The organism is Micromonospora sp. SL1-18 (genome assembly GCF_047921505.1).
In the GTDB taxonomy this organism is placed as follows: Bacteria; Actinomycetota; Actinomycetes; order Mycobacteriales; family Micromonosporaceae; genus Micromonospora.
This window is the reverse complement of sequence record NZ_JBLROA010000124.1, coordinates 1-7,518: the sequence shown is the minus strand read 5'-3', so window position 1 is coordinate 7,518 and position 7,518 is coordinate 1. Positions and strand designations below refer to the sequence as shown.

Here is a 7,518-nt window from a genome sequence, read left to right as displayed (position 1 = left end):
AACAGACCTCCTGTGTCTGAGCGCGCCCCTCGTAGGCGACTGCTCGATGTTGTTGGGTTGTACCAACAACATCTTGTCTACCAGGATGATGCGGGAGCGTCAAGGGGTTGTTAGCGTGTAGGTACAACCCACCTAAGGAAGCGTGATGAGCCTCAACCCGGCCGACTCTCGGCCGCTCTACCACCAGCTCGCATCGCTGCTCAGAGAGCAGATCCAGACGGGCGAGCTAGCGCCAGGGGACCGGTTCCCCACCGAAGGCGATCTCTCCGAGAAGTACGCCACCAGCCGAAACACCGTTCGGCTCGCCCTTGACGTTCTCCGCAACGAGGGTTTGATCATCTCCCAGCGAGGACGCGGCAGCTTTGTTCGCGCCGACCCGCCCATGCGCTACTACGCCTCACTTACCGGATCCCGGAAGAAGCGGCTTGAGGCCGATCGCAGGCGAGACACGTTCAGTCAGCAGATCGAGGCGCAGGGCAAGACACCACACCAGGTGAGCACTGTGGAAACACTTCCAGCGACGGCAGAGGTAGCGGCACATCTCGGCGTCGAGCCGGGGACACCAGTCGTGGCCCGGCGGCGGGTCATGTACGCCGACGATCAGCCGCTACAACTCGGCGACAGCTATTACCCGCTCGACATCGTGCAGGACAGTAAGATCATGAGCCCTGACGATGTCCTAGAGGGAACCGACCAGGTGCTTGAGGACCTGGGCCACACTCCCACCCGCTACGAGGACGAGATCACGTGGCGGATGCCCAGCGTCGAAGAAGCCACGAGCCTGCACCTCGGGCCTGCCACGCCTGTCGGGCGGCTACTTCGGACCAGCATCGACCAGAACGACCGGCCGATCGAGCTGTATCAGGTGATTCTGCCCGGCGACAGGCACGTTCTGCTCTACGAGGTGGACGCAGAGTGAACCTCCAACCCATTCTGCTCACCGGCAAGGTTGTACGGCTGGAGCCCTTGAGCTACGAGCACCGAGACGACCTGGTTACTGCCGCCGCTTTCGACGAGATCTGGACCTACCTGGACGAGCCAACACCCCGGACGGCGCAAGCAGTTGAGTCCCTGATCCGGGATGCCCTTGACGAGCAAGAGCGCGGCGTACGGATTCCCTTCGCGATCATCAGCGTAAGCAGCGGCCAGGCCGTCGGTAGCACCAGCTACATCGACATTCGGCCACATGATCGAACGGTCGAGATCGGCTGGACGTGGATTACCCCGAGCCAGTGGGGCACCGGAGCGAACACTGAGGCCAAGTTCATGTTGATGCGGCAGGCGTTCGAGGAGCACAGCGCAGGACGAGTAGCGATCAAGACGGACTTGCGCAACGAGCGGTCGCAGCGGGCAATCGCCAAGCTAGGGGCAGTACGGGAAGGCGTGTGGCGGAATCACCGGCTTCTGAGTACTGGCAGGTATAGGGACACCGTTTTCTACAGCGTGATCGACTCGGAGTGGCCTCAGGTGCGGGAACGGCTCAACGCCGGTCGCTGAGGTGCCTCCGTCCGACCAGCGCGGTAGCGTCGGCCGCCGGCTGCCAGCGTGCCGAGTCCTAACTGATGCTTGACGTTTCCGTCCCAGCACATGCTTGACAGATGATCTAGGCAAGCAGTGGTTGATCAGGGTTCGTACTTGCTGCGGCGTCTGGATCGTGGTGGACGAGGGACAGGGTCGCGGCGGGAGGCGGCGGCTACCCACGCGTGGTGGAGCCCGCCGCTGACCCAGCACAAGGCGAGGGTCGCCACGAGACTCACCAGTCCGAAAATCTGCCAGAAGCGGGCGTCGGCAACTTCATCCGGAGTTTCAGGTGCGATCAGGCCGCTCGGATCGGCCAGCACGGTAAGCCTCTCGCCTACGGCGAACTCGTCGTCCCAGTCCCGGCAGATGTCTCCGAACAAGGGCGTGCCGTCGCCGCGCTGCAGGCTGTAGCAGTGCACGTCGAATCCGCCTGAGCGGGTGGAGTAATGGGTGACGTCATGGTCCACGACAGTCGCCACCACCGGCTCCCCATGCAGGGCGAGCACAGTGAGCCGGGGGGCCTGGAACATCGCGATTGCCCAGAAGAAGGACGCGAGGAATGTGGCCAGTGCAACGGCCTTCACTGCGAGCGAAGCCTCGCGCCACACGCTGTTCCACACGAGTACGCCAGCCACCACCACCGCTATGACCAGCGCAACCATAGGCAGGGCCTCCGACCACGCGAACAGATCGGCGAGCGCCGCGATCAACCCAGGTGCCGTGAAGCAAGCGACCAGGGAGAGTCGGTGGCGCCGTGCGCTGCCGGACCGAGGGAGCGAAGGTGGCATGGCCTGGATTGTGGCCCAGGCTCACAACGGGAGACCACGCGGACGTTAGTTGGCGAAGGTGGAGCACGAGCACCAGTGGATTGGCGATCATGTCATGCATCTGGTGGGACGCGAATGTCAAGCATGTGCCGTGACACGACACGCCGGCTGCCGGCGATGTTGTTCAAAGTTTCTGTACGTCTTCAAGGCGGCCCTTGACGGGCCGCACGCGCCGCCGCCTGGGCGCGCGCCGGCCGCTGCCGCTGTCGCTCTGCGGCCGTCACGCCTGATGCCCGGCGGCTGGCGCGGACAGCGGGGAAGCCCGGAGGACCGCCGCAGCACGACAGACGGGTGACCGGTGAGGGGCTGGGCCGGCAGCCGGCCGGGCCGCGCGGCACCAGCAGCCCGCGCGGCGCAGGGAAGCGCACACCGGGCCGCGTCGGCGACCTGGCGGTGATCGCGGGGTTGCGGTTAGAGCGCCTCCGGCGGGGGCGCTCCGGCTCCAGGATGGCCGGGGCTGCGCCGGCGGGTCACGGTCCGTGGGTGGTTGCGGTAGGCCATCCCGCCTGCCATCGACCCGGGCAAGCCGAGCAGACCACCGCCCGACCCGCCAGCGTCCGAACCTGCGTCAAGGCCCGCTTGACGTGGCGGGCCGGGTGGCGGCCCGCTCCCCGGAGGGCGGGTCGATGGCAGACGGGATGGCTACTAGAACGGCGGCTCTTCTTCTTCGTCAGAAATATCGATAACCGCTCTATCTCCAACTGCAACGAAAACAGAGTGGGTGTCCTCGCTAAGCGGGTCTTTGCTGATCGTCTTTAGGCGGCGGGGTGTCAGGACGTTCGCTTGGCGTGAAGGTTCCTCGTAGTCGCTCACAGTTCCAACGCAGAGCTTTTCTTGCACGTGGTTCACGCGGAACTTAAGCTTGGGAATGCCGACACTTCCCAAATTCTCGCCAGTGTCCGGGTCCTTGATGGACGTTGTAGTGTAAAGCCGAACCGTGTCTCCCTCTGAGACGCCGGCGTTTTTGCCCGCATTGAACGCGACCAGGTGCTCCGACAGGATAGCCGCCACCTTTGCCTCAAGCTTCTTCAACTCGCCACCTCGCTGGCATCGCTTACAACAGGAACCGGCTCGACGTACTGCACTTGAGGGTCGGTGGCCGTGTACGCAACAAGTTCCACTCTTGCTGGCGGGGAAGGGTCGTAAGAAACACGCTCGCGGAGGTGTGACCAGAATCTGGGGATGGTCTCCTCGATGCACTGCATGTGAACCGACTGCTTCAACTGATCCACGTAAATTACCTCTACTGCGCCTTTCTTTTCCCCTACAACCTGCCCTATGACGGTGAAGCGCGCCTCTTTCTGAGGAATGTCGCTCCGGCACTCCCCGATTAGAAGAAGCGTCCCATCGGTCTCGGCTACTCCAACGAGTCTCGGCGGCTCAACCTGTTCTGATAGAACCGCTCCGATTACCTGGGCTCGACCTTCAAGGATTCCTGCCTGCAGCGATTCCTTGGCCGCCTTCTTTGCTGCCGCCAGTTTCTCTCTCAGCGCTTCTGTCTCAGATTCCAGAGTAGCAACCTTCTCCATAAGGCTGGGATGTGCTTGGACCTTGCTGTAGATGTTGAATGCCCTCTTGCCTGCCGCTGGAATTACACCTAGGACTGCGGCGGCAGCCAGTACCCACCAAAAGACGGGGACCCAGCGCAACTGCTCTGCCCCCATGTATAGGCCCACAATGCCCGCGAGGGAAATCGCCCACGCCCAAAAGCGCTTGAGTATGTCAGCCAATTTCTATACCCACTCCTAATTTGGAGTTTCGCTGCAGCTGTGGTTGGTTTAAATGATCGACCAGCCTAGCAGCCCGTTGGCCCTTTGTGTCGACCGACAAAAGGTGTAAATGCTCATGATTGGATGCTGACCGGGCCGCAGCTGTGCCATGCAACAGGCAGACCGGGTACGTGCCCGATCCGTGCCCGACGCAGCGGTCAACACCGGCCAACAGCGGGATATTGGACGGCAGCCACATGGACCGCTAGGCGTTCCCCAACCGCCGCCATGCTGGTCAGCACCTCGACCAGACCGTCCATCAGAACGATGCAAGGCACCTTCCAAACTGACGGTGCGCGTCACGCTCGAAGAGGGGCGGGACCTACCACCACTTTGGATACCATCTGAGGGCCTTCTCTGCTGGCTCTGACGCCCTCTGTCGTAGGGATGACTCACCTCGGCCGAAACCGCGCGACCACTGGATAGCGAGCATGGCTGCGCCCGTGAGGAGCCAAGCTACGAAGCCCCTGTGCAGCAACGGCCCGACGACGCCCGCCGCGAGGAAGAGCGCCCAGCCAACGAAAGCCGAGATCCTGCGAAGGCGGGCGTGCGTCACGAGTTGATCCTAGGGCAGCCACCTTGAGACGCCATGGCCTGCCGGTCCTCCCTGTAACAGCGTGAGGTGGGTGACTACCTGGGTGACGACGGGCACGAGCGGTGGTGGACGTCCACGGACTCTGGTGGATGGTTGCCGCAGCTAGATCCCTTTGGCGATGCAGGTCAGCGAGCCGTGTTGGTTGCCTGGGGGTCAAGGAGTCGCCGGGTTGACATCTTGTGCGTGAGGCTTATGAGTCCACTCAATCGTGGTGCCTTTAGGGTGGGGGCGCTGCTTAGGAGAGTTCATGATGGCTTCAACGGCAAACGAAAGATCACTGCCGGCGAGCCGGATATGGGCAGTGACTGTAAGTTGCTCGCAGTCGGCGGGTGTCGTTTGTAAATAGGTTCTTCCAACTACCCGAAAAAATCCGGGGCCTTCTAGGATTACTTGATTATCTCCTTGGAGTGCTGTATGGAATCGCCCATCTTTAGAGTTATGTACGGGATGGAAGTAGCCATCCCTTTTCGCGAGTAGGTCAATGTTCAGACCTAGGGCGTCATGGGAATTTCCGATCCGGATAATGCCTGACGCCTGGTGGTCGGGCAACACAATTGCTTGCCCCATCGGGATTACTGCATACACAACGACCGAGCATTGAAGTTGTAACAATTCTCCGTGCGGACTCAGCTGAGCGTAGCTGTCTACGACGCTCACCTCCGGAAGCCTCTGACGCGGCACAAGAAGTCGGACCAGATCTTCGCGCTTGGCGGACCTTACCGAGGTTGCATCGCGCCAAGGGACTTCGAGTTCTACCGCGCCGCCACCTTGTTGGCCATACTTCGGATTTTTAACCACGAAGGGCGCGCGATCTGCGTCGAAAATGAGGGCAACGATTTCATGTCCCTCGAAATCCACAACAACGTCTTTCACTCCTGGCGACATTCCATCGAATCTCGCACGTACCGAAGGCCACCAAGTTGCCATATCCTGTGCTGGAACACCAATGACGCCGCCGCTTTCGTCTACGCCAATGAGCCAAAGCAGCAATTCCCCTGAATTGGCGTTGCAGTGGCCGGCAATGCGCCGTGCGGCCTTGCCATGGTCTTCGGGCCATGCTCGTTTGAGTTCTACACGACTATCCTCTACGGGTCCGCCGTTTCTGATGCGCTCGACTATGCGCCTCGCCCATTCCTCAACCTCTATTGCCCTCATGCGATGCTGTTCCCTAACGCTTTTTCTGGTCACTCGCGAACTGCTCGGCCCAACCGAGTAACTGGCCAAGCAACAGGTGCAGCACTCGTGACAAGGCCCAGGCGATCACACAAGCGAGCGGTAGCAGCCACCATAGTGACGCGAAACCATGCTGCTCGGACCAGGCAACGAGGAAGCCAGCCGTCCCGCCGCTAATCACGATCGAGAACAGGCCGCCCCGCTTCAAAGACGGATGCCGCATACTGATCGCCTCAGACGGTGCCGAGCACCTGGGCGACGGCGACGTGGTTCACGCGTTCGTCCCGCCAGCCCGTCCGGGTGGCGGCAGTACGCCGACCCTGAAGGCGTGGTCGTACTCGCCGCGTAGCCTGTGGCACTCCATCCATCGACATGGCGACAGGGTAGAGAAGCCCCGCCAGAGCTGCCAGTGACGGCACCAGAGCCGACAGCCTGAAGCTGCATCCCCCGACGGAGCTTCCCCCTCCTCGGGCAGAGCGCCGACAGCAGCGGCGACCTGACATCAGTCGTTGACACCAACGGTGGCGGCCGAGGCCGGACCAGCGCGGACGGATGGCGCCTCCGGGCCGGGGCCGGTGGACGTCAGCGGACGATGCGGTACTCGTCGAAAACGCCTTGTATGCGAGGCGTCAGCCGCGAGTGCTTCCGCCCTGCTGCAAGGCTTGCGACACTGGCCGCATGAACGGAGGACGGCGACCGAGCGAAGCCGATGCTCGCCGGAGCGTCAGCAGGAAGTCAGCAGAAGCGGTGACATTCGTTGGTAAGCCCTGACAGAGGACGACGGGCACTGAGTGAAAGACGACTCGCGTTGCCGCTTGCCGATGACGCTCAGCGTCCGTCACCCGCCTTTGCAAGGCAGGGGTTAGGGGTTCGAGTCCCCTGGGCTCCACCAGCACTTTCCTTGGTTGATCTCGGTGCCGAGTACAGCCAGGGCGGCCTGCAAAGCGGGCCGCGCCGTCCCGGCCCGGCCTGCTGGCGACCTCCGGCCGGCATCGGCCGAGCCGGCCGGCCAGACTCGCGGACTGCAAAACCCTGAAGACCTCGGGGCTCCGCCCCGACCCCGACCCCCGGCCCTCCTCGGAGATCGGCCGGACGCGGATCACTTCGCCAGGCACCACAAGGGGCCAGGTGCCTAGCTCGGCCAGCCGATCGCGTCGAGGAACTCCTCCACGGCGACCACGACTCGACTGAGCACTGCGACCGACTCGGTAAGCGGGCCGGGTACGTACATTCCGTGGTCCGCGCCTTCCACCTCTAGAACGTGGGGTGACAGCCGGCGGGCCATGTCACCGTCCCAAACTTTGTCGGCAGTGCCACCCACGAGCAGGAACGGCGCGGTTGCGCGGCCCAACGCATCAGCCACCCACGGCAGGGTGAGCAAGGGCGTGAGCCACACGGCGGGCAAGGACCTTTCGGCGGCAATCGCTGCCGCATTCGTGCCGAGCGACTTACCGATCAGCAGTGGGCGACCGCCAACGGTGTTAATCAGCGGAGTGATCTCACCGCCAACCCAGCTCTCGATTCCTGGCTGATCAGGCTTCGGAAACTCCTGGGACCACGAGTATCGATGTACGTTTGCGCCCCGCTGCTCCGCCACATCGCCGGCATACATCAGAAGGGGAGCGCCCGGTCC

Annotated in this window: 7 protein-coding genes; 2 read left to right on the top strand and 5 right to left on the bottom strand. The window is 62.7% G+C overall.

Annotated elements, in window-relative coordinates:
- The first annotated feature begins 145 nt into the window (after nucleotides 1-145).
- Nucleotides 146-919: a GntR family transcriptional regulator gene (locus tag ACNAW0_RS29435; protein ID WP_416291303.1), complete on the top strand. Its 774-nt coding sequence runs from the start codon at nucleotides 146-148 to the stop codon at nucleotides 917-919.
- The gene (locus ACNAW0_RS29430; RefSeq protein ID WP_416291302.1) at nucleotides 916-1,497 is read left to right on the top strand and encodes a GNAT family N-acetyltransferase; all 582 of its coding nucleotides are present in this window, start codon (nucleotides 916-918) and stop codon (nucleotides 1,495-1,497) included. Before ACNAW0_RS29435 ends, ACNAW0_RS29430 begins: the two co-directional genes overlap by 4 nt.
- A 125-nt stretch (nucleotides 1,498-1,622) precedes the next feature.
- On the opposite strand, the gene ACNAW0_RS29425 is transcribed toward ACNAW0_RS29430, so the two are convergent.
- The 5 genes from ACNAW0_RS29425 to ACNAW0_RS29405 all read right to left on the bottom strand — a co-directional run.
- Nucleotides 1,623-2,231, bottom strand: coding sequence for a hypothetical protein (locus tag ACNAW0_RS29425; RefSeq protein WP_416291301.1), 609 nt, complete (start codon nucleotides 2,229-2,231; stop codon nucleotides 1,623-1,625).
- Between the two features lie 762 nt (nucleotides 2,232-2,993).
- Nucleotides 2,994-3,380 (bottom strand): FlgT C-terminal domain-containing protein, encoded by a 387-nt coding sequence (locus ACNAW0_RS29420; protein WP_416291299.1) that lies wholly within the window; start codon nucleotides 3,378-3,380, stop codon nucleotides 2,994-2,996.
- Nucleotides 3,377-4,078, bottom strand: a complete 702-nt coding sequence (locus ACNAW0_RS29415; protein ID WP_416291298.1) for a hypothetical protein — start codon at nucleotides 4,076-4,078, stop codon at nucleotides 3,377-3,379. Before ACNAW0_RS29415 ends, ACNAW0_RS29420 begins: the two co-directional genes overlap by 4 nt.
- A 787-nt stretch (nucleotides 4,079-4,865) precedes the next feature.
- A complete protein-coding gene (locus ACNAW0_RS29410; protein WP_416291297.1) occupies nucleotides 4,866-5,900 on the bottom strand; it encodes a helix-turn-helix domain-containing protein in 1,035 nt (344 codons plus the stop codon).
- A gap of 1,117 nt (nucleotides 5,901-7,017) precedes the next feature.
- Nucleotides 7,018-7,518: alpha/beta hydrolase (locus ACNAW0_RS29405; RefSeq protein ID WP_416291296.1), on the bottom strand; the 501-nt coding region annotated here is incomplete at its 5' end.